This window comes from Streptomyces sp. NPDC000345 (genome assembly GCF_042898825.1).
In the GTDB taxonomy this organism is placed as follows: Bacteria; Actinomycetota; Actinomycetes; order Streptomycetales; family Streptomycetaceae; genus Streptomyces.
Genome location: NZ_JBIAZE010000001.1, coordinates 371572 through 391857, shown reverse-complemented (window position 1 = coordinate 391857; position 20286 = coordinate 371572). Strand labels below are relative to the sequence as shown.

At 71.3% G+C, this 20286-nt stretch carries 18 protein-coding genes; 7 read left to right on the top strand and 11 right to left on the bottom strand.

Annotated features, from left to right (window positions below):
• Positions 1-73 precede the first annotated feature (73 nt).
• From ACFY30_RS01790 to ACFY30_RS01780, 3 genes are all read left to right on the top strand, one after another.
• Complete coding sequence (locus tag ACFY30_RS01790) at positions 74-985, top strand: MarR family transcriptional regulator (RefSeq protein ID WP_390843210.1); 912 nt, start codon at positions 74-76, stop codon at positions 983-985.
• Between the two features lie 92 nt (positions 986-1077).
• Complete coding sequence (locus tag ACFY30_RS01785; RefSeq protein ID WP_390843209.1) at positions 1078-1464, top strand: roadblock/LC7 domain-containing protein; 387 nt, start codon at positions 1078-1080, stop codon at positions 1462-1464.
• Positions 1465-1468: 4 nt separating this feature from the next.
• Positions 1469-1897: a hypothetical protein gene (locus tag ACFY30_RS01780; RefSeq protein WP_390658449.1), complete on the top strand. Its 429-nt coding sequence runs from the start codon at positions 1469-1471 to the stop codon at positions 1895-1897.
• 42 nt (positions 1898-1939) lie between these two features.
• On the opposite strand, the gene ACFY30_RS01775 is transcribed toward ACFY30_RS01780, so the two are convergent.
• The 5 genes from ACFY30_RS01775 to ACFY30_RS01755 all read right to left on the bottom strand — a co-directional run bounded on the left by ACFY30_RS01775 (position 1940) and on the right by ACFY30_RS01755 (position 6814).
• A complete protein-coding gene (locus ACFY30_RS01775; RefSeq protein ID WP_390843208.1) occupies positions 1940-4318 on the bottom strand; it encodes an ABC transporter permease in 2379 nt (792 codons plus the stop codon).
• Entirely contained in the window at positions 4315-5004 is a 690-nt protein-coding gene (locus ACFY30_RS01770) for an ABC transporter ATP-binding protein (RefSeq protein WP_390843207.1), read from the bottom strand. Before ACFY30_RS01770 ends, ACFY30_RS01775 begins: the two co-directional genes overlap by 4 nt.
• Positions 5001-5525: a PadR family transcriptional regulator gene (locus tag ACFY30_RS01765; protein WP_390658452.1), complete on the bottom strand. Its 525-nt coding sequence runs from the start codon at positions 5523-5525 to the stop codon at positions 5001-5003. Before ACFY30_RS01765 ends, ACFY30_RS01770 begins: the two co-directional genes overlap by 4 nt.
• A 105-nt stretch (positions 5526-5630) precedes the next feature.
• Positions 5631-5876, bottom strand: a complete 246-nt coding sequence (locus ACFY30_RS01760) for a hypothetical protein (RefSeq protein WP_390843206.1) — start codon at positions 5874-5876, stop codon at positions 5631-5633.
• Positions 5873-6814, bottom strand: coding sequence for an SPFH domain-containing protein (locus tag ACFY30_RS01755; protein ID WP_390843205.1), 942 nt, complete (start codon positions 6812-6814; stop codon positions 5873-5875). The genes ACFY30_RS01760 and ACFY30_RS01755 overlap by 4 nt, the downstream gene beginning before the upstream one ends.
• Positions 6815-7104: 290 nt before the next feature.
• On the opposite strand from ACFY30_RS01755, the gene ACFY30_RS01750 reads away from it, so the two are divergent.
• Positions 7105-9576 (top strand): transglycosylase domain-containing protein, encoded by a 2472-nt coding sequence (locus ACFY30_RS01750; RefSeq protein WP_390843204.1) that lies wholly within the window; start codon positions 7105-7107, stop codon positions 9574-9576.
• A 99-nt stretch (positions 9577-9675) separates the two neighbouring features.
• Here ACFY30_RS01750 and ACFY30_RS01745 read toward each other — a convergent pair whose 3' ends face one another.
• The 4 genes from ACFY30_RS01745 to ACFY30_RS01730 all read right to left on the bottom strand — a co-directional run bounded on the left by ACFY30_RS01745 (position 9676) and on the right by ACFY30_RS01730 (position 16275).
• On the bottom strand, positions 9676-11778 hold the full coding sequence (locus tag ACFY30_RS01745; RefSeq protein WP_390843203.1) for a SpoIIE family protein phosphatase: 2103 nt from the start codon (positions 11776-11778) through the stop codon (positions 9676-9678).
• A gap of 325 nt (positions 11779-12103) precedes the next feature.
• Positions 12104-12769, bottom strand: a complete 666-nt coding sequence (locus ACFY30_RS01740; RefSeq protein WP_390843202.1) for a DUF402 domain-containing protein — start codon at positions 12767-12769, stop codon at positions 12104-12106.
• A gap of 99 nt (positions 12770-12868) precedes the next feature.
• Positions 12869-14272, bottom strand: a complete 1404-nt coding sequence (locus ACFY30_RS01735) for a class II fumarate hydratase (RefSeq protein WP_390843201.1) — start codon at positions 14270-14272, stop codon at positions 12869-12871.
• Positions 14273-14604: 332 nt separating this feature from the next.
• Positions 14605-16275 carry a fumarate hydratase gene (locus ACFY30_RS01730; protein WP_390843200.1) on the bottom strand — a complete coding sequence of 557 codons (1671 nt, stop codon included), beginning with the start codon at positions 16273-16275 and terminating at the stop codon, positions 14605-14607.
• A 169-nt stretch (positions 16276-16444) separates the two neighbouring features.
• Here ACFY30_RS01730 and ACFY30_RS01725 point away from each other — a divergent pair, with 169 nt between their 5' ends.
• Positions 16445-17134, top strand: coding sequence for a DUF1707 domain-containing protein (locus ACFY30_RS01725; protein WP_390843199.1), 690 nt, complete (start codon positions 16445-16447; stop codon positions 17132-17134).
• Positions 17135-17298: 164 nt separating this feature from the next.
• Entirely contained in the window at positions 17299-17676 is a 378-nt protein-coding gene (locus tag ACFY30_RS01720; protein ID WP_390658461.1) for a WhiB family transcriptional regulator, read from the top strand.
• Positions 17677-17870: 194 nt separating this feature from the next.
• On the opposite strand, the gene glpX is transcribed toward ACFY30_RS01720, so the two are convergent.
• The gene (glpX, locus tag ACFY30_RS01715; protein ID WP_390658462.1) at positions 17871-18905 is read right to left on the bottom strand and encodes a class II fructose-bisphosphatase; all 1035 of its coding nucleotides are present in this window, start codon (positions 18903-18905) and stop codon (positions 17871-17873) included.
• Between the two features lie 127 nt (positions 18906-19032).
• Between glpX and ACFY30_RS01710 the strand changes: the two genes are divergently transcribed.
• The gene (locus ACFY30_RS01710; RefSeq protein ID WP_390843198.1) at positions 19033-19557 is read left to right on the top strand and encodes a DUF4245 domain-containing protein; all 525 of its coding nucleotides are present in this window, start codon (positions 19033-19035) and stop codon (positions 19555-19557) included.
• Positions 19558-19628: 71 nt separating this feature from the next.
• On the opposite strand, the gene ACFY30_RS01705 is transcribed toward ACFY30_RS01710, so the two are convergent.
• Complete coding sequence (locus tag ACFY30_RS01705; RefSeq protein ID WP_390843197.1) at positions 19629-20219, bottom strand: malonic semialdehyde reductase; 591 nt, start codon at positions 20217-20219, stop codon at positions 19629-19631.
• Positions 20220-20286: the final 67 nt, after the last annotated feature.

The following is a 20286-nucleotide window of genomic DNA, read 5'->3' as shown; positions in this document are numbered from 1 at the left end:
CGCGTCCGGACTGATAGACATTCCCCCCTCAGCGCTACGCGTCAGGCGTATGTGCGAAAGGGCAAGGGGAGTGATGTCGGGCTACGAGCTGCTGGCACGCGCTCTTGCCGCGTGCGTGCGCGAGGGGTTCACGGGCGAGCTGCGGGTGGCGGGCGCACCCGGCGGCACCTTCCATCTGAGCGGCGGACTGATCGCCGCGATCGAGTCGCCCGGCGCGCCCGGCGCGGAGGCGCTGCTGCTGCGCTCCGGGCGCGTCGGCGGCGAGGAGTGGGCCGCGCTGGTGCGCGAGTCCGGCGGCGCCCGCTGGCCGCACGCCGGGCTGATCGCACACGGCTACGCGGGGGCTGCCCAGCTCCGCGTGGTCTGCGCGATGGCCCTCCAGGACGCCGCGTTCGCGATCGTCGCGGGCAGCGTCGACGGCTGCGAACGCGGCCCGGCGACCGGGCCGCCGCCCGCCCCGGTCGCCATCGGCGAAGCACCCACCCGGCTGCTGCAGGAGGCCTCCCGCAAGCTCTCCGCGCTCCTGGCCATGCCCTGCCCGGTACGCCCGGAGCGGGAGCGCCCCGTGCCCGGTTCCCTCTCGGCCGCCGACCGCCTCGGCCCGCTCCAGCGCGAGCTGCTCACCCATGCCGACGGCCGGCGCACCGCCCGCGACCTCGCTTTCCGCACCGGGCGCGGGGTCTACACCGTCACCGTGGCGGTGGCCCGGATGCTGGGCGAGGGACTGCTGGAGTGCGCGGACGCGCCCGCGCCGATCCCGGTGCGGCTGCCGCCCGGCGGCCAGGGCGTCCACCCCCGGGAACCGGCCCCGCCCCCGCCGCCCTTCCCGGTCCGGGTCCCGCCGGCCGAGCCGCTCCCCGAGCCGGCCGCCCTCCCCCGCCGCCGCCCCGGCGCCAGCGGCATCAACGAGGCACTCGCGCCGGAGCGCCCGACCGGAAACGGCTGGAAGGAGTTCTTCCGCCTGCGGAATCCGACGGCGAAATAGCGGCCCCGCACAGAAACATCCGAAAGCCCCACGCCGAAACCCCCACAGAAATAAGACGGTCACATGCGATCAGAATCAGGGGAGTTGCACACATGGACCACCAAGCCCTCGCACAGGAGATGCGCGGCCTGCGCGAGCAGGTGACCGGTATCACCGACACCGCCGTCGCCGCGGCCGACGGGCTGCTCATCGCCGCCGACACGGCCGACTCGATCGACCCGGAGGGCCTCGCCGCCCTCGCCGCGGCCGGTCTGGGTCTCGCCCGCCGCACCTCCGAGGCGACCGCCCGCGGCGCCCTGCACCGCACGGTGACCTACGGCAGCCACGGCTGCGCCGCGTTCTACGCCGTCGGCGACACCGCGCTGATGGTCGTACTGGGAGACGAGGGGATGGACGTGGAGCGCCTGCACCGGGCGACTCAGCCGGCGCTGCGCCGCATCGACCTGATCCTCACCGAGAAAACCGCCGAAGGAGTCTGAAGGGATGGCGACGAAGCGTATGACCCCAGGTTTCTCCGACCAGGTGATGGGCCTGGTCAAGTCACTGCGTACGGATGCCCCCGACTGCGTCGCCTCCGGCGTCGTCGACATGTCCACGGGCATGCTGCTGTCGTACGAGACGGTCGACAACCACCCGCCGGAGGTCCTCGACCTGCTGGCGGGCGCGACGCTCGACCTGTTCCAGGGCCGCACGGTCGTGATGATCGAGGACGTCTTCAAGGAGCGGCGCGGGATCCAGAGCGACAACCACTTCTTCCAGGAGATCCTCGTCAACAGCGACAACCTCACCCACCTGTTCGTGAGGATGAACGAGCAGCAGGACGTCGTCGCGGTCGTCGTCTGCCGCAAGTCCGTCAACGTGGGCATGCTGTTCGCACAGGTGCGGAGGGTGGTGCGGGAGTACCGGCTGTGAACGCGCGGACGGTCCCTCCCCGGGCGGGGAGGGACCGTTTCCTCATTCCGTGCGCAGGCCCTCGGGCCGCATCAGCCGCAGCAGCGGCGGCAGGCTCAGCAGGGTCACCAGCAGCACGACCGCCGCGGCGCAGCCCGTCATCGCCAGCACGCTGCTCCAGTCGACGCCGACCGCCGCGTCCGCCATCTTCAGCAGGATCGCGCCCAGCGTGAGCCCCACCGCCATGGCCAGCAGCAGACCCAGCGCGATCGGGATCGCCGTCTGCCACAGCACCGACAGGCTCAGCGTGCGCCGCCGGGTACCGAAGGCCACCAGCGACGACAGCAGTTTCTTGCGTTCGCGCAACTGCTCCAGCTGCGACACCAGCAGGCTCGCCCCGATCAGCAGCAGCACACAGGCCGAGCCGACGAGCAGGCCGGTGCGGATGGAGGCGAACTTGGTGTCCTGCCGGGTGGGCGCCCAGTTCATCGGTTCGGCCAGCGGGTCCACGCGGGCCGCCGTGTTGCGGGCGTGGTCGTAGGCGTCGGGCACCGACTCGTCCAGCGCCAGGTACAGCTCACCGCTGAGCAGGCTCTCGATCTCCTTGGGCAGCGCGCTCGGCGTCATCAGGAAGCCGCCCCGCCGCTGACCGGTCATGTCGTCGATCGAGTGCGCCGGGATCACACCCTCGGGGACCGTCCAGACGGCCTCCACGCTCTTGCCGGAGGCGGAGTAGGGCCCCTCGGCGTACAGCTTCTTGCCGGGCTTGTTCAGCTTCGGCCCGTCGGCCGTGTACTCGCCGCCGTCGAGGACGAACAGGTCGCCGTCCTTGCACGAGGGCAGCTTCGCCACCTCGCGCAGCGCCGCGCAGTCGCCGACGGTCAGTTCGGTGGACAGCTCCGGCCCGTTCTCGCTCTTCCAGGAGGCGTCGCCCAGGTACTCCTCCCACAGGGCGGTGACCTTGCGGACGCCCCGGGTGTCGGCGAACTTCTGGGCGGTCGCGGCCACCGAGGCGCCGCTCGGGACGCTCACCTGCATCTGCGCCAGGTTCACATCCTGGCCGGTGGACTTGGTGTACTCGCTCTCCACCCCGGCGAACAGCATCTGCAGGGCGATCGCCCCGGCCACCGCCACCGCGATGCCGTTGACCATCCGGGCCGCCGTACCGCTGCTCAACTGAAGCCGCCGCACCGCGAGTTGCCAGGAGATGCCGCCCGGGCCCAGCCGGCCGACGACCTTCTCGACCAGCCACGGCAGCAGCGCGGTGACCCCGACCAGGAGCAGCAGGACGCCGCCGACCACCAGGTACTCGTTGAACTCGCCGTTGGCGTGGCCCTGTCCCATCATCGGGTAGAGCATCGCGAGGCCCGCCAGCGGCAGCAGCAGCCGCCACCACAGCCGGCGCCGGGACGGCTTGGCCGCGCGGACCACACCGAGCGGCTCGATGATCACACCGCGCAGGGCGAAGAGGGTGACCAGGACGGCGGCCGTGGGCACCGCCAGCGCGACCAGCGCGGCCAGCAGGGGGGAGGGGTTGAGGTAGCTGGGCCACACGCTCATGCCCATCACCTCCACGGAACCCGCCACCTCGCGGCCGATCAGGAAGAACACCGTGCCGAGGACCAGCCCGAGCAGCGCGCCCGCCAGTGCCTCGCCCGCCGCGATGCGCCGGGTCATCCGGCCGTCGGAGCCGATCAGCCGGAGGGCCGCGAGCCTGCGGTCGCGCCGCTCGCCGCCGAACCGCACGGCCGCGGCGATGAACACGGCGACCGGCATCAGCAGCACCACGATGACCACGAGGATCAGCAGGAGCAGTACCGGGTCGGTCTCCTCGGTCGTCGGGTTCGGGTCGCCGAATTTCGTCAGCCGGGCCACCCCGCCGCTGTCGACGTGCGCGGCCAGCCCCGCGGCGCCCGCGTAGTAGGCGAGCTCACGCGAGCCGATCAGCCCGTCCTCGCCGATCGTCCCGACGATCCGGTACGGCAGCCGCTCGCGCAGCAGCGCCGAACCGTCGGCGGCGAGCAGCTTCTTCAGCGCGGGCGACACCACCATCTCGCCCTTGGCCGGGTACGCGTCCACCCCGGGTGGCAGCGGGGCCCGCGGCCCCTCCGGCTCCACCAGCCGGCCGCGCACGTCCTGGTCGCGGAACGTGGTGTCGACATGGCCGACCACCACGGTGTCGTCGGCCTTCGCCGGGGACGCCTCGGTCCACGAGTAGTCCGTCCGGGCCTGTTCGCGCTCGTGCCGGACCGCGAGCGCGTTCGGCACCGCCGTCGTCAGCAGCAGCACCGCCACGCCCAGCCCGACGCCCACCGCCGTCAGGACGGCCCGGATCCACCCCTCCCGTCCGCCGCTGAAGGCGAACCGGAGCCCCAGCCCCAGGTCCCTGGACCGTCCCCACGCCCGGCTGTGCTCGCGGGCGGGCCCCCCTCCCGGGTTCATACGGCCCGCTCCATGTCCCGGGACTTCCCGTCCCGTACGACGATCTCGCGGTCGGAGTAGGCGGCCACCCGTGCCTCGTGCGTCACCAGCACCACTGCCGCGTTGGCCGACCGGGCCGCCTCGGTGAGCAGTTCCATCACACGCTCGCCGTTGAGCGAGTCCAGCGCGCCGGTCGGCTCGTCGGCGAAGACGACCCGCGGGCTGGTGACCAGGGAGCGCGCCACCGCCACCCGCTGGCCCTGGCCGCCGGAGACCTCCCCGGGCCGCTTCTTCGCGAGGTCTTCGACCTCCAGCCGCTCCATCCAGCCCAGCGCGGTGCGCTCGGCCTGCTTGCGCGAGGTGCCGTTCAGCCGCAGCGGCAGGGCCACGTTCTCCACACAGGTCAGCTCCGGCACCAGCTGGCCGAACTGGAACACGAACCCGAACTCCGAGCGCCGCAGCAGGCTGCGCCGTGCGTCGCTCATCGTCGCGAGCTCCTGGCCGTCGTACCGGATCGAGCCGGAGTCGGGCGTCACGATGCCGGCGAGGCAGTGCAGCAGGGTCGACTTGCCGGACCCGGACGGGCCCATCACGGCGACGACCTCGCCGGGGTGGATGGAGAACTCGGCGCCGTCCAGCGCCATGGTCGGGCCGTACGCCTTGCGCAGGTTCTCGGCGACGAGCAGGGATCCCCCGGGAGCGTTCATGCCGTCACCGTGGCCTTCAGTTTGTCGAGGCGCGCGGCGGTGAGCTCCAGCCAGCGCAGGTCGGCCTCGAGGTGGAACAGGGCGTGGTCGCAGATCAGCTGGTCGGCGAGGTCGCCGCCGCGCTTGCGGTCGGTCAGGATGCGCATGCTGCGCAGGTGCTCCGCCCGCTGGGTGTCGAGGATGTCGGCCGCGTCGCGCTCGGTGAGCAGGGCCAGGACGACCTTCGTGTACAGGGTCGACTGCAGATAGGGCTCGGGCTTCTCGGGCGTGGCGAGCCAGCGCTCCACGTCGGTGATCCCGGCGTCGGTGATCGCGTACCGCTTGCGCTCGGGGCCGCCGCCGGCCTCGATGCCGTCGACCTCGACGAGGCCGTGCTTCAGCAGACGCGACATCGTCGAGTAGACCTGGCCGTAGTGCAGCGGCCGGTCGTGACCGAACTTCTCGTCGAAGGCCCGCTTCAGGTCGTAACCGTGTCGGGGCCCGGACTCCAGGAGTCCCAGGAGGGTGTGACCGATGGACATGGGCAGGACTGTACACGCGGTGTATACCCGGGGTGTATACGCGGAGTGGGGAGCGTGTGGCAGCGCGTGGGGGTGCGCTGGTGAGGGCCGATTGTCACCGTTCTGCTACAGGCGCGGGTCCGTGCCCGGCGGCCGCCCCCGGCGCGGGATGGGCCCGGCGTCCCCCGGCAGCCGCCCCGCCTCCTTCAGCGCCTTCCGCAGCAGGAACTCGATCTGCGCGTTCGCCGACCGCAGCTCGTCGGAGGCCCAGCGGGCCAGCGCGTCGTGGACCAGCGGGTCGAGCCGCAGCAGCACCTGCTTGCGCTGCTGCGGCCGGCGCCGAGGGGCCGCCCCCTCTTCGGGGGAGGTCACTGGTAGAGCGTCCCCGTGTTGAGGACGGGCTGCGGCGCCCGGTCCCCGCACAGCACCACCATCAGGTTGGACACCATCGCCGCCTTCCGTTCCTCGTCCAGTTCCACGATGTCCTGCTCGGCGATCCGGCTGAGCGCGGCCTCGACCATCCCGACGGCCCCGTCCACGATCTCCCGCCGCGCCGCGACCACCGCGCCCGCCTGCTGCCGCTGCAGCATCGCCGAGGCGATCTCGGGAGCGTACGCGAGGTGCGTGAAGCGGGACTCGATGATCCGCACCCCGGCCGCCTCCACGCGCGCGTGCAGCTCGACCGCGAGCTTCTCGGTGATCTCCTCGGCGTTGCCGCGCAGCGAGAGGCCGTCCTCGTCGTGGGAGTCGTAGGGGTACTCGATGGCGATGTGCCGGACGGCCGCCTCGGTCTGGGTGGCGACGAACTCCAGGAAGTCGTCCACCTCGAAGGTGGCCTGCGCGGTGTCCTGCACCTTCCACACCACGACGGCGGCGAGCTCGATGGGGTTGCCGTAGGCGTCGTTGACCTTCAGGACGGCCGTCTCGTGGTTGCGGACCCGGGTGGAGATCTTCTCGCGGGAGGTGAAGGGGTTCACCCAGCGCAGCCCGTCCTCGCGGATCGTGCCCCGGTAGCGGCCGAAGAGCTGCACCACGCGCGCCTCGCCCGGCGCCACCGTGTTCAGCCCGCACATCGACAGGAACGCGGCGAGCCCTATGACGATGCCGCCGACGATCAGTGCGGCCTTGGCGCCGGTCGCGGTCACCGTCGTGGCCAGGGCGATCAGCCCGGCGCCGGCCAGCAGCCCGACCAGTCCGGAGAGCAGCGCGAGCCCGCCGCCCACGCTGTGGGCCGGGAACTCCCGGACGCGCGGCGCGGGCATCTCGGGAACGTCGGCGGTGGGGCCGGCTGCGGTGTGGGCAGTGGGCATGGGTGGATCCCCCGTTTCGTACAGGTATGAACCGTCTTTGCGCGGTCCACGGCTAGCTCTGGTCTAGCTAAGTGATATCACTTTACCCCCGGCTGGCAACCCTGAACCCCTATCGTTCGTCGGATCTGGTGGAGTGGTATGCCGGTCCCGCCGGTCAGGGTGCTGATTCTCACCCCCTCCGAAGACCGGATCGAGAGCCCTTCGTCACAGCGGGCGGTGTTAGTTTTCTGAGCTGACCTGCCTCCGGGCACTGGTGTGACTGCCGAGTAGGAAGCGGAGCGAGCGGACTCATGGGACGAGCGGACGAGAGACGAGCGCGACAGCGTGGTGGCCGCCGCGCTGCGCCCAGGAACCGTTCGTCGCGGACGGAGGCACCCCCGTCGCGGCGCGAGCCGGCGCCGGACTCCTCCGCGCCGGCCGCCACCGCCACCACGACCGCCGACAGCCGCGAGGACGCGGCGCCCGGAGGGCGCGCGGCGGCACGCAGAGCGGCCGCCGGCAAGAAGGGCGGCCGGGGCGGCAAGGGCGGCAAGGGCGGCAAGAAGGAGAAGAGCCTCATACGCCGGATCTTCACCTGGAAGAAGATCCTCGGCGCGTTCCTCATCATGACCACGGCTGTCATCGGCGCCCTGGTCTGGCTGTACATCAGCACGCCGATACCCGCGGGCAACCCCGACGCCAAGCTCCAGAGCAATGTCTACGAGTACGAGGACGGCTCGATCGCCACCCGCGACGGGGACGTCAACCGTGAGAACGTCGACCTCTCCAGGGTCCCCAAGGCCGTCCGGTACACCTTCGTCGCCGCCGAGAACAAGACCTTCTACACGGACGCGGGCGTCGACCTCAAGGGCACCACCCGAGGCATCCTCAACACCCTCATGGGCAAGGGCGCGCAGGGCGGTTCGACGATCACGCAGCAATACGTCAAGAACTACTACCTGAGCCAGGAACAGACCGTCACGCGCAAGCTGAAGGAACTGGTCATCTCCCTGAAGCTGGACCGGGAGAAGGACAAGAACTACATCCTGGCCGGCTACATCAACACCAGCTACTACGGGCGTGGTGCCTACGGCATCCAGGCCGCCGCCCAGGCCTACTACCGCGTCGACGCCGACAAGCTCACCGTCGAGCAGGGCGCCTACCTCGCCGCCCTGCTCCAGGCCCCCAGCCAGTACGACTGGGCCGTCGCCACCGACACCGGCAAGCGCCTGGTCAAGGCCCGCTGGAACTACGTCCTCGACAACATGGTCGAGCAGGACTGGCTCGACAAGAGCGAGCGCGAGGAGATGACGTTCCCGGAGCCCAAGGCGCCGAAGGCCGCACCGGGCCAGGAGGGCCAGACCGGCTACCTGGTGTACGCGGCCAACGTCGAACTGGCCAGGCAACTCGTCGCCACGGGAATCGCCGACGACTTCGAGTCCGCCGCCGCCCTGGTCAAGAAGGGCGGCTGGAACATCCAGCTCAACATCGACAAGGGCAAGCAGAAGGCGCTGGAGAAGGCGGTCAAGGAGCAGCTGACCAGCAAGCTCGACGCGAAGAAGCGCCCCGTCGACGGCGACGTCCAGGCAGGTGCGGTCTCGGTGGACCCGAAGACGGGCGCCGTGGTGGCGATGTACGGCGGCAAGGGCTACACCGACCACTACGTCAACAACGCCACCCGCACCGACTACCAGCCCGCCTCCACCTTCAAGCCGGTGATCCTCGCCGCGGCCTTCGACGAGAACGCCAAGACGCAGGACGGCGACGAGATCACCGCCAACACCGTCTACGACGGCACCAGCAAGCGGCCGGTCGTCGGCAGCGACATCGGCTTCGCGCCGGAGAACGAGGACGACCAGGACTACGGCGACGTCACCGTCCAGACGGCGCTGAACAAGTCCATCAACTCCGTCTTCGCGCAGATGGGTGTCGACGTCGGGATGGACAAGGTGCTCAAGGTCGCCGACGACCTCGGCATGGACACCGCGGACCTCAAGGCGGTGCCGGCCCAGACCCTCGGCACCATGGGCGCGAGCCCCCTGCAGATGGCCGGCGTCTACGCCACCCTCGACAACCACGGCAAGAAGGTCACTCCGGCGCTCATCAAGTCGGCGACGAACAGCGCCTACCCGACGTTCAAGCACACCGACCCCATCGGCGAGCAGGTGATCGACCGGGAGGCCGCCGACTCGGTCACCTCGGTGCTCACCGGCGTGGTCGACGACGGTACGGCCAAGAAGTCCGTACGGGACAACCCGCTGCGCAAGGGCCAGAAGGTGGCCGGCAAGACGGGTACCTCCGACAACAACAAGTCGGCCTGGTTCACCGGCTACACCCCCGACCTGGTGACCTCGGTCGGCCTGTTCGGCGAGGACGCCAAGAGCGGCGCCCAGGTCACCCTGACCGGCGCGACGACGGGCCTGACCACGGTCGCGGGCCGGATCAACGGTGGTGGCTTCCCGGCGCAGATCTGGGCGGCGTACACCTTCGGCGTCTCCACCAAGGTCACCAAGTTCGACCTGGAGACCGACCAGGGCGCGGCGGTCCAGACGGCGTCCCCGTCCCCGACGGCCGCTCCGTCGCCGAGCGAGACCCCGTCCGAGACGCCGACGACGCCGAGCACCCCGACGAACACGCCGACGACGAGCGAGCCGACGACCAGCGAGCCGACGACCAGCGAGCCGACGACGAACGAGCCGACGGGCGGCACGACGACGCCACCGAGCACACAGGACCCGACAACGGACCCGCCCAACCCGACGGATCCGCTGGCCGGTCAGTAGAGCGACGGAGAAAGGGCGCCCGGTGAGCACCGGGCGCCCTTCCTCACTTCCCGCGGCGCGGGGAACCGCGCGAGCGACCCCCGCAGCCCCGCAGCCGCCCTACGACCGGTTCAGCTCGAACCACACGACTTTCCCGGTACTGAGCCGAGTGGCCCCCCACCGCCGGGCCAGCCGGTTGACCAGATACAGCCCGCGCCCACCCTCGTCGGTGGCCCGGGCCTGCCGCAGCCGGGGCAGCTGCGGCACGTCGTCCCCGACCTCGCACCGCAGCACATCGGTCCGCAGCAGCCGCAGAGTCACCGGCCGGGAGGCATACCGCACCGCGTTGGTGACGACTTCGCTCACCAGCAGCTCGACGGAGTCGGTCAGGTCCTCCATCCCCCACCGGGACAGCGCCCGCCGGGCCAGCCGCCGGGCACGGCCCGGTGCCGCGTCCTCCGGCTCCAGGAACCAGTACGCCACATCGCTCGGCGCGATCCCGTCGAAGCGGGCGGCGAGCAGCGCGATGTCGTCGTCCCGGTCGCCCGGCCCGAGCATGTCGAGCACCTCGTCGCACAGCGCCTCCAGCGGCGGCGGGTGGTCGGGCCCCGTGAGCTGAGCGGTCGCGGCCAGCTTCTCCCGCAACTGCTCTATCCCGGTCGCCACGTCCCGCAGCCGGGACTCCACCAGTCCGTCGGTGTACAACAGCAGCGTCGCCCCGGCAGGCGCGTCCAGCTCCACCGCCTCGAAGTCGACCCCGCCCACACCGATCGGCGCCCCGGGCGGCACCCTGAGCACCTCGGCCCGGCCGCCCAGATGCAGCAGGACCGGCGGGGGATGGCCGGCGTTGGCGATGGTGATGCGGTGCGAGACGGGGTCGTAGACGGCGTAGAGGCACGTCGCCATGCGGTCGGAGCCCAGCCGCTGGGCCTGCTCGTCGAGGTGGTGCAGCACCTCCTGCGGAGGCAGGTCGAGCCCGGCGAGCGTCTGGGCGGTCGTCCGCAGCTGCCCCATGATCGCGGCCGAGGTCATCGAGTGCCCCATGACGTCGCCCACGACCAGCGCCACCCGGCTGCCGGGCAGCGGGATCGCGTCGTACCAGTCGCCGCCCACCCGCGCGGTCTCCGCGGCCGGCAGATAGCGGGACGCCAGCCGCACGCCGGTGGGGCGCGGCAGGTGCTCCGGCAGCATGGTCCGCTGCAACTCGTCGGCGATGTACGCCTCCCGGTCGTACAGCACCGCCTTGTCGATGCCGAGCGCGCTGTGCGTGGCGAGCTGGGCCGCCACCAGCAGGTCGTCGTTCTCGAACGGGAGGCGTTCCGGACGGCGCAGGAAGACCGCCGCGCCGATCACCCGGCGGCGGCCCCGCAGCGGTGCCAGGACGGCCCGCTGGCCGTCCGGGACGACCAAGGAGCTCTCCTCGCCCAGGAGTTCGGGCAGCGCGGCACGGGCGGCCGGACTGTCGGCGAACACCGGGCGCACCCCGCGCAGCACCTCCGCGAGCGCCCCGCCGGGCCGCACCTCGCACAGCTCCGCGATCGCGGAGGACAACTCCGCGGTCAGCTCTCCCGGTTCCGGCGGCGGCAGGGCCAGCGCGGCGAAGCCGGTCTCGGTGTCGCGCTCCTCCGGAATGCGGTCGGTGCGCCGCAGCCGCAGCATGACGCGGTCGGCCACCGGCCGCTCGTCACCGACCGGCAGCGGGTCGCGCAGATAGACGAGGATCGCGTCGGAGAAGGTCGGCACGGTGGCCCGGCACAGCCCCATCACGATCTCGTCGAGGTCCAGGCCGCGGGCGATCCGCCGGGTCGCGGCACCCACGAAACGCAGCCGGTCCCCGTCCCGCCGCATCGGTGTCGGCCGCCCCGGCGTCACCCCCTGCCCCGTACGACGCTCGGAGCGCACGTCACCTCCCGGCTGGGGCGGGATGGACTCGGGCGCCGGACGCGGCCGGTGGCTGTCGGGTTCGGCGCCGGCCGCCGGCTGGGAGTGCTCGGCCTGGGGACCGGCGTGATCCTTTCCCTTGGCACTCTGGTTTCCCTTGCTGCCCTTCCCGCTGGTGGCATGCGACGCGGTGGTGCCGGGGCCGTCCTCCGTGCGGCCCTGGCCGGCGGCGGGAGGTAAGACGCCCGAGCCGTCCGGCGCCGGGGTACGCAGGAGCGCCCCGCGGGGGTCCGTGGGGTCGGCGCCCTGGGGGCGTTCGTAGCTGGTGGGCTGCTCCGTCACGCGTGTCGAATCCGTCCGTCCGGGGCTGCGTGCCGCGCACGCAGTTGGTCCCGCAGAAAACCCGATACCCGGAATGCGTGTCCCCGGAACGGAATTCCCGCGTGGTCAGAGGCTGTTCCTGTGTCACCGGAGGACCGGGCGCGGCCCTGGCGGCCGACGCCGAAAGTCCCTTCGGCCCCGCCGGTGTTGCCCTCGTACCCCTCGCTCACGTCCTGCCGCCCCTCGGTGACGTTCGGTCAGACCCGGTGTCGGCCCCGGGAGTTGCTGTTGAGTGGTGTTGCGGAGGACGATCCTACGTTTCCTGCCCCGGGGCGCATCAAGGGTCTCATGTGGACAGGTGCGCCGGGATGCGGTGCCAGTCCTCCGGAAGCAACGGTACGGCCCACGAGGCGTCCGGGCGCCAGTGCTGCCAGCCCTCGTTGAACGGAGCGTCCCAGGAGCGGATCAGCTCCACCGCCCCGTGGCCCGCCTCCCGCACCAGCTCGGCGACGGACGCGTCCATCAGACCGTCCTGCTGGGCCTGCGCGAACTCGTCCTCGTCACGCCAGCCCCAACTGCGGTCGGGGTAGACGCAGATGTCCAGAAAGTGGTCCTCGGAGTCCACTCCGCCGTCCCAACGGGCCAGCGGCTCCTCCAGGTTGACGTACCAGTTCTTGAACTGCCAGCCCGGCTCCCAGAACAGCCACACCGACCAGGGCTCACCGGGGCGGGCCAGCTTCAGCACACCGGTGCCGAACCAGCGGTCGAGCTGGACGGTCCGGGGCTTGGTGTAGCGCGTCCCGAGCGGTTCCTGGTGCAGCGGGGTGCCGTCCGCCAGCACCGGCTTGACGACCTGGGTGCCGGGCGCCAGCCAGACCGCCAGCATGTCCTCGTCGTCACGGACGACGGTGACCGGACGGGCGATGTGGAAGCCCGCGCTGCCGTTCTCCCGGTAGCGCCACAGGATCTGGTCCCCGGGCGCCCAGAACGCCGCCGCACCGCCTCTTCCCATGCGCCTCACCGCTCCCCTGTCCGCCATGCACAGATATTAGGTGCCATGGGCATACGACGCTGCGGTACGCGTCACGGTTCTGCGCGTGGGAGTGAAAGGTTACGGGTGTGTCATCCGCAGGACATCCAGCGCCTCGTCGAGTTGTTCGAGTGTCAGGTCGCCGCGCTCCACGTACCCGCTCTCCAGCACCACCTGGCGGATCGTCCTCCGCTCCGCCAGCGCCTTCTTGGCGACCTTGGCGGCCTCCTCGTAGCCGATGTACTTGTTGAGCGGGGTGACCACGGACGGGGAGGACTCGGCGTACTCGCGGGCGCGCTCGCGGTGCGCGACGATCCCGTCGACGGTCCGGTCGGCGAGCAGCCGCGACACATTGGCGAGCAGCCGGACGGATTCGAGCACGTTCTTGGCGATGACCGGCAGCATGACGTTGAGCTCGAAGTTGCCGGCGGCTCCGGCGGTGGCGACGGTGGCGTCGTTCCCCACGACCTGGGCCGCGACCATCAGCACCGCCTCCGGGATCACCGGGTTCACCTTGCCGGGCATGATCGAGGACCCCGGCTGGAGGTCGGGCAGCGAGATCTCCGCGAGACCGGTGCGCGGCCCGGAGGCCATCCACCGCAGATCATTGGCGATCTTCGTCAGGGACACCGCGATCGTCCTGAGCTGCCCGCTCGTCTCGACGATCCCGTCCCGGGCGCCCTGCGCCTCGAAGTGGTCGCGCGCCTCGGTCAGCGGCAGTCCGGTGACCCGGGCGACCTCCTCGATGACGGCGGCGGAGAAGCCGGGCGGGGTGTTGATCCCGGTCCCGACGGCGGTGCCGCCGAGGGGCAGCTCGGCGAGCCGGGGCAGGGAGGCGTGCAGCCGCTCCACACCGTGGCGCACCTGGGCGGCGTACCCGCCGAACTCCTGTCCCAGGGTGACGGGGGTGGCGTCCATCAGATGGGTCCGCCCGGACTTCACGACATCGGCGAACTCCTCCGCCTTCCGGCCGAGGGAGTCGGCGAGGTGCTCCAGCGCCGGGACGAGATCACGGGTCACGGCGGCGGTGGCCGCGATGTGGATGGACGAGGGGAACACGTCGTTGGACGACTGCGAGGCGTTGACGTGGTCGTTGGGATGGACGTCCCGGCCCAGCCGCTCGCCGGCCAGCGTGGCGATGACCTCGTTGGCGTTCATGTTGGAGGAGGTGCCGGAGCCGGTCTGGAACACGTCGACGGGGAAGTGCTCGTCCCAGTCCCCGCGGGCGACCTCTTCCGCCGCCTCCCGGATCGCACCGGCGATCTCCTTGTCGAGCACCCCCAGTTCCGCGTTGACCTTGGCGGCCGCGCCCTTGATCCGCGCCAGCGCCTCGATGTGCGCCCGCTCGATCCGCTGGCCGGAGACGGGGAAGTTCTCGACGGCCCGCTGTGTCTGCGCCCGCCACTTGGCCTCCGCCGGCACCCGCACCTCGCCCATGGAGTCGTGCTCGATACGGTAGCCGCCCTTGTCCTGCTCGTCGGTCATCGACGATCACCTCCACTGAGGGACAGCATCGCGGACGCGCCCGCTGTTCCCGTGGACGCGACCCGCCGCGCCGCCGTCCCGGCCGGGGACCGCGGCGAACGCCGGGCGGTGTCCGGGTCCTTGAAGAGGCGTCCGACCGCTTTGCCGGAGGGCACCGACCACGGCCCGCCCGACGCCGGACGAGGGCCGACGGGCGTCCGCCGGCAGGGATCCAGGGTGTGAGGGCTCCCCGGCGGGGGCCGAAGGGGCGGTGCGGCGCCCCGGAGGGCGGGACGGGCCGGGACGAGCAGGGGCGGCGGGGACGAGATCCGCCCCCGCCGCCCCGGGTGGCCCTATGCCAGCCCCGGTCCCCGGACCGGGATGGACGTGAACGTCGGCTGGGAAAGCTCCTGAGGGTGGAAGAAGTCGTTGCCCTTGTCGTCGACGACGATGAACGCCGGGAAGTCCTCGACCTCGATCTTCCAGACGGCCTCCATGCCGAGCTCCTCGTACTCGACGACCTCGACCTTCTTGATGCAGTCCTGCGCGAGGCGGGCGGCCGGGCCGCCGATGGAGCCGAGGTAGAAGCCGCCGTGGCTGCCGCACGCGTCCGTGACCTGCTGCGAGCGGTTGCCCTTGGCGAGCATCACCTTGGAACCGCCCGCCGCCTGGAACTGCTCGACGTAGGAGTCCATCCGGCCGGCCGTCGTCGGGCCGAAGGAGCCGGACGCGTAGCCCTCGGGGGTCTTCGCCGGGCCCGCGTAGTACACCGGGTGGTCCTTCAGGTACTGCGGCATCTCCTCGCCCGCGTCCAGGCGCTCCTTGATCTTGGCGTGCGCGATGTCACGGGCGACGACGAGCGGGCCGGAGAGCGACAGACGGGTCTTCACCGGGTACTTGGTCAGCTCGGCGAGGATGTCGTCCATCGGCTGGTTGAGGTCGATCCTGACGACGTCCGACGCCTCGTCGAGGTGCTCGTCCGTCGTGTCCGGCAGGAAGCGCGCCGGGTCCGTCTCCAGCTGCTCCAGGAAGACGCCCTCCGCCGTGATCTTCGCGACGGCCTGGCGGTCGGCGGAGCAGGAGACGGCGATGGCGACCGGGCAGGAGGCGCCGTGCCGGGGGAGGCGCACCACGCGCACGTCGTGGCAGAAGTACTTGCCGCCGAACTGCGCCCCGATGCCGATCTTCTGGGTCAGCTCGAAGACCTTCTCCTCCAGCTCCTTGTCCCGGAAGCCGTGCCCGAGCGGCGAGCCCTCGGCCGGGATCTCGTCCAGGTAGTGGGCGGAGGCGTACTTCGCGGTCTTCAGCGCGTACTCGGCGGACGTGCCGCCGACGACGATCGCCAGGTGGTACGGCGGGCAGGCGGCCGTACCCAGCGAACGGATCTTCTCCTCCAGGAACTTCATCATGGAGGCCTCGTTCAGGACGGCCTTCGTCTCCTGGTAGAGGAACGACTTGTTGGCCGAGCCGCCGCCCTTCGCCATGAACAGGAACTTGTACGCGCCGCCGTCGGCGGCGTACAGCTCGATCTGCGCCGGGAGGTTGGAGCCGGTGTTCTTCTCCTCCCACATGGTGAGCGGAGCCATCTGCGAGTACCGCAGGTTGAGCTTGGTGTAGGCGTCGTAGATGCCCCGCGACAGGGCCTCCTCGTCGCCGCCCTCGGTGAGCACGTTCTGCCCGCGCTTGCCCATCACGATCGCCGTACCGGTGTCCTGGCACATGGGCAGCACACCGGCCGCCGCGATGTTGGCGTTCTTCAGCAGGTCCAGCGCGACGAACTTGTCGTTGCTCGAGGCCTCGGGGTCGTCGATGATGCGGCGCAGCTGCGCGAGGTGGGCCGGGCGCAGGTAGTGCTGGATGTCGTGGACGGCCTCCTCGGCCAGCTTGCGCAGCGCCTCCGGCTCCACCTTGAGGAACGTCCGCCCGTCGGCCTCGAAGGTGGAGACACCCTCGGAGGTCACCAGCCGGTAGGGGGTGGTGTCCTCTCCCATGGGGAGCAGATCGGTGTACGCGAACTCAGGCATCGCAGCCCATTCCTCACTCTGCAGACGGCGACCCGCCGACGCCGGCGGGCCTCACCAGCGTAGAACCTGGCCGCGACGGCGAGCTTGTGAGGTAAGGCTCAGTTGGAGCCGCGGCGGATCCCCCGGACGGGGGCTATCGCGATCTATCGTGTGTGGGTACGCTGCTGCCGTGGACCTTCAGAAGCAGACCGCTGCCGCCCCCACACCGACCGCCGAACTGCGCGCCTCGGACGCCGACCGCGACCGCATCGCCGACATCCTGCGCGAGGCCCTCGCGGAGGGCAGGCTCACGGCCGACGAGCATGCCGAGCGCGTGGAGGGCGTGCTGGCCGCCAAGACGGTGGGTGAGCTGGAGGTCTTCATACGGGACCTGCCCGCCGCCCACGGCCGCCGCCCCGCTCCCGGCCCCGCCCCGCACCACCCCGCCGCCGGTGCGATCCCCGCCGACCCCGACGACAGCGTTGTCGCGGTGTTCAGCAGCGCCAGCCGCCGGGGCCGCTGGCGCGCGGGCCGCCGTGTCCACGCGTACGCGGTCTTCGGCAGCGTCGAGATCGACCTGAGCGAGGCGCTCTTCGAGTACCAGCAGGTCATGATCAAGGCATGGGCGGTCTTCGGCAGCGTCGAGATCCGCGTCCCGGAGAACGTGTCGCTGCGCGGCACCGGCGGCGGCGTCCTCGGCAACTTCGAGGTGGACGCGCTCGACTCGCCCGAGCCGGACGCCCCGGTGGTCTACGTCGACGGCTGGGCCGTCCTGGGCAGCATCGAGGGCAGGCCCAAGCGGGGCAAGCTCGTCGCGGACATCCTCGACCGTGTGCAGCGCAAGGTCGACAGGGGTTTGCGCAAACACCTGGACCGTTGACGGTCGTGAATCCCACCGGGCACCGGGCGGCCCTCCGACCCCACGCGACCGCGCAGGACTCCCCGGAAACCAGCGGTTCGGAACGGAGTGCATAGGCGCGCGCACAGCGGGTAGGGCTTGCTGCATCGTCTCTCGCTCGCGAAGCCGTCGTCAGGAGTAGACCCGTGCTGCAAACGCCGCATTCGTCCCTGCAGGTCGCCGCCGTTCCGGCTCAGCGGGTGCCAGCGCGCGACAGGGACCAAGACGCTCCCTGGCACACCGAGGCGGTGTGCCGGCGCGACGAGGCAGGCCTGTTCTTCGCACCGTCGAAGGAGCCCACCGCCGCCCGCCTGTCCCGCGAGGAGGCCGCGAAGCGGGTCTGCGCCCGCTGTCCCGTGATGGTGGAGTGCCGCGAGCACGCCCTGCTGCAGCCGGAGCCCTACGGCGTCTGGGGCGGCCTCACCGCCGCCGAACGCCGGGTCGTCCTGGCCCGGCGCCGCCGCCGCGACATGGAACTGAAGAAGGCGGCCAGGTCGGCGGGGCGCATAGCGCAGGCAGGCTGACGGCCACATGCAAAAAGGGGCGCCCCCCTCCGCACCGGGGGGCGCCCACTTTTCGGCATACGGCCGGCTGAGCGGTCTCAGGACGCGGGGCCGTGTGGACCCGTGGCCCCGCCGCGACCGGTCACGGCGCGACCCGTACGCGCGTACAGGCCCGCGTGTGGCGGCCCGCGCGTCCCGGCCCGCGTCCCCGGGCCCTACTTCGCCCGGTCGAAGTCGATCGCGCTGTACGCCCGCAGCTTGCTCAGCCGGTGCTCGGAGTCGATCCGCCGCACCGTCCCCGACCGCGACCGCATCACGATCGAGTCGGTCGTCGCGGTCTCCGACCGGTACCGCACCCCGCGCAGCAGCTCACCGTCGGTGATCCCGGTCGCGACGAAGAACACGTTCTCGCCCTTGACCAGGTCCTCGGTGGTCAGCACCCGGTCGAGATCGTGCCCCGCGTCGATCGCCCGCTGCCGCTCCTCGTCGTCCTTGGGCCACAGCTTGCCCTGGATGGTGCCGCCCAGGCACTTCACGGCACAGGCCGAGATGATCCCCTCGGGGGTGCCGCCGATGCCGAGCAGCAGGTCGATGCCGGTGCCCTCGCGCAGGGCCAGGATGGAGCCGGCCACATCGCCGTCCGAGATCAGCTTGATGCGCGCGCCGGTGTCCCGGATCTCCTTGATCATGCCCTCGTGCCGCGGCCGGTCGAGGATGACGACGGTGACGTCCTCGGGGGTGGCGCGCTTGGCCTTGGCGACCCGGCGGATGTTGACCTCGATGGGCGCGTTGATGTCGACGAACTCGGCGGCCTCGGGGCCGGTGACCAGCTTGTCCATGTAGAACACGGCGGAGGGGTCGAACATCGCGCCCCGCTCGGTGGCCGCGAGGACGGCGATCGCGTTCGGCATGCCCTTGGCCGTCAGCGTGGTGCCGTCGATCGGGTCGACGGCGATGTCGACCTCGGGCCCGGTCCCGTCGCCGACGCGCTCGCCGTTGAAGAGCATCGGCGCCTCGTCCTTCTCGCCCTCGCCGATGACGACCACGCCGTTCATCGAGACGGTCGAGACGAGGGTCCGCATCGCGCGCACCGCGGCACCGTCGGCGCCGTTCTTGTCACCGCGTCCCACCCAGCGGCCCGCGGCCATCGCGGCGGCTTCGGTCACGCGGACCAGTTCCAGGGCGAGGTTGCGGTCGGGGGCCTCGGAGGGGACATCGAGCTCGGACGGCAGGTGATGATGCTCGGTCATCGGAGCGCACCTTTCTGATACGACGACGGCCGGATGAGGGTTCGATCCTCGACTCTATCGTCAGTCCGACAAAATGAGCAGGGGACCCCACGGATGAGCGCACCGGGCACCTGCGACGATGGGGGGCGTGGCAGGTTCGAACGGCAAGCAGAAGACGGCCCGGGACATGATTCTCTCCCTGGGCCTCATCGTGGTCGCGGCGTGGGTCATCTACCTCTTCGTCCCGCACGACGATCACGCTCCCGACATCAAGCGGGTCGACTACCGCGTCGAGCTGCTCACGGCACGCCGCGCGGCGTCGTACCCGGTGGCCGCTCCCGAGGGTCTGTCCGACAGGTGGAAGGCGACCTCGGTGCGCTTCCAGGGCGCCGACTTCGATTCCTGGCATCTCGGTTTCCACGCTCCCGACGGGGAGTACGTCGCCGTCGAGCAGTCCACTCAGAAGCGCTCGCGGTTCATCGACGAGGCCAGCCAGGGCGCGCAGGCCACCAAGGTGACAGAAAAGATCGACGGCCGCACCTGGACCCGCTACACCGGTGGCCGCTACGACGCGCTCGTCCTGCAGGACACCGACGGTTCCACGACGGTCGTCGCGGGCACGGCGTCCTTCGACCGCCTGAGCGAGATGGCCGGGGCGCTCAAGATGGCGTGAGCCGCCGTCGTACGGCACGCAGGAGGCCCCCGGCCGGAACGCCGGGGGCCTCCTGCGTGTCACGCGGCCGGTCAGACGGTGGTGACGACCTGGTCGTACGCGAGGCGCGGGGAGCGCGGGTAGGACGCGTCCGGGCCCGGCCGGCCGATGTTGATCACCATCAGCGGGGTGTGGTCGTCGTCGAGGAACTCCTTGCGGACACCCTCGAAGTCCAGGCCGGTCATCGGGCCCGCGGCCAGGCCGGCCGCGCGGATGCCGATGATGAAGTAGGCGGCCTGCAGGGCGGCGTTCATCCCGGCGGCGTTCTCGCGGGCCGCGCGCTCGGCGAAGAACAGGTCCTTGGCCTGCGGGAAGGCCGGGAACAGGGTCGGCAGCTCCTCGTGGAACTCGTTGTCCGCGGAGAGGATCGCGACGAGCGGGGCGGTGGCCGTCTTGGCCTGGTTGCCCTCGGCCATGTGCTGGACCAGCCGCTCACGGGCCTCGGGCGAGCGGACCAGGGTGATGCGCAGCGGGGTCTGGTTGAACGCGGTCGGGCCGAACTTGACCAGGTCGTAGATCGCCTGGACCTGCTCGTCGGTCACCGGCTCGTCGGTGAAGGTGTTCGCGGTGTGGGCCTCGCGGAACAGCAGGTCCTGGGCGGCGGGGTCAAGAACGAGAGACATGGATGAACTTCCTCGGGTGCGCGTCCGGATCCGGGACGCCGGGCCGGCTGACACGCACGAAGGTACG

Bases quoted from the DNA above. Each gene is read 5' to 3' on its own strand.
- ACFY30_RS01790 (WP_390843210.1), top strand. From the start codon at position 74: ATGTCGGGCTACGAGCTGCTGGCACGCGCTCTTGCCGCGTGCGTGCGC.
- ACFY30_RS01785 (WP_390843209.1), top strand. From the start codon at position 1,078: ATGGACCACCAAGCCCTCGCACAGGAGATGCGCGGCCTGCGCGAGCAG.
- ACFY30_RS01780 (WP_390658449.1), top strand. From the start codon at position 1,469: ATGGCGACGAAGCGTATGACCCCAGGTTTCTCCGACCAGGTGATGGGC.
- ACFY30_RS01775 (WP_390843208.1), bottom strand. From the start codon at position 4,318: ATGAACCCGGGAGGGGGGCCCGCCCGCGAGCACAGCCGGGCGTGGGGA.
- ACFY30_RS01770 (WP_390843207.1), bottom strand. From the start codon at position 5,004: ATGAACGCTCCCGGGGGATCCCTGCTCGTCGCCGAGAACCTGCGCAAG.
- ACFY30_RS01765 (WP_390658452.1), bottom strand. From the start codon at position 5,525: ATGTCCATCGGTCACACCCTCCTGGGACTCCTGGAGTCCGGGCCCCGA.
- ACFY30_RS01755 (WP_390843205.1), bottom strand. From the start codon at position 6,814: ATGCCCACTGCCCACACCGCAGCCGGCCCCACCGCCGACGTTCCCGAG.
- ACFY30_RS01750 (WP_390843204.1), top strand. From the start codon at position 7,105: ATGGGACGAGCGGACGAGAGACGAGCGCGACAGCGTGGTGGCCGCCGC.
- ACFY30_RS01740 (WP_390843202.1), bottom strand. From the start codon at position 12,769: ATGGGAAGAGGCGGTGCGGCGGCGTTCTGGGCGCCCGGGGACCAGATC.
- ACFY30_RS01735 (WP_390843201.1), bottom strand. From the start codon at position 14,272: ATGACCGACGAGCAGGACAAGGGCGGCTACCGTATCGAGCACGACTCC.
- ACFY30_RS01730 (WP_390843200.1), bottom strand. From the start codon at position 16,275: ATGCCTGAGTTCGCGTACACCGATCTGCTCCCCATGGGAGAGGACACC.
- glpX (WP_390658462.1), bottom strand. From the start codon at position 18,905: ATGACCGAGCATCATCACCTGCCGTCCGAGCTCGATGTCCCCTCCGAG.
- ACFY30_RS01705 (WP_390843197.1), bottom strand. From the start codon at position 20,219: ATGTCTCTCGTTCTTGACCCCGCCGCCCAGGACCTGCTGTTCCGCGAG.